The following is a 398-nucleotide window of genomic DNA, read 5'->3' on the forward strand; positions in this document are numbered from 1 at the left end:
CCGCAGTTAGCGATGCAGTTAACCGCAGTGTTCAGTTGTGTGCGGGTGCTGGCGGAATCGGTCGGTATGCTGCCCTGTTCGCTGTATGAACAACTGGAGCTGGGTAACCAGCGTGCCGTCAAAGAACGGTTGCATAAGTTGCTGTCAGTGAAGCCGAACAATTATATGACGCCGCAGGAATTTTGGGAGCTGCTGATTGCCTGCCTGTGCCTGCGGGGTAATTTCTATGCCTATAAGGTCAGGGCCCTCGGTGAGGTGGTGGAATTGCTGCCGCTGGATCCGGGCTGCGTGGTCGCCAAACTGAACAGTGACTGGCAGCCGGACTATCAGGTGACGTTCCCGAACGGAGAAAGCCGGACGCTGACACAGGATGACCTTTGGCATGTCCGTATCTTCAC

The 398-nt window shown here is 56.0% G+C and carries 1 protein-coding gene; it reads left to right on the top strand.

From position 1 onward, the window contains the following. Window positions 1-398: phage portal protein (locus AAC147_RS20120; RefSeq protein WP_047686611.1), on the top strand; the 398-nt coding region annotated here is incomplete at both ends.

Origin of the sequence: Xenorhabdus sp. NBAII XenSa04 (genome assembly GCF_963866145.1) — a bacterium.
GTDB lineage: Bacteria > Pseudomonadota > Gammaproteobacteria > Enterobacterales > Enterobacteriaceae > Xenorhabdus > Xenorhabdus indica.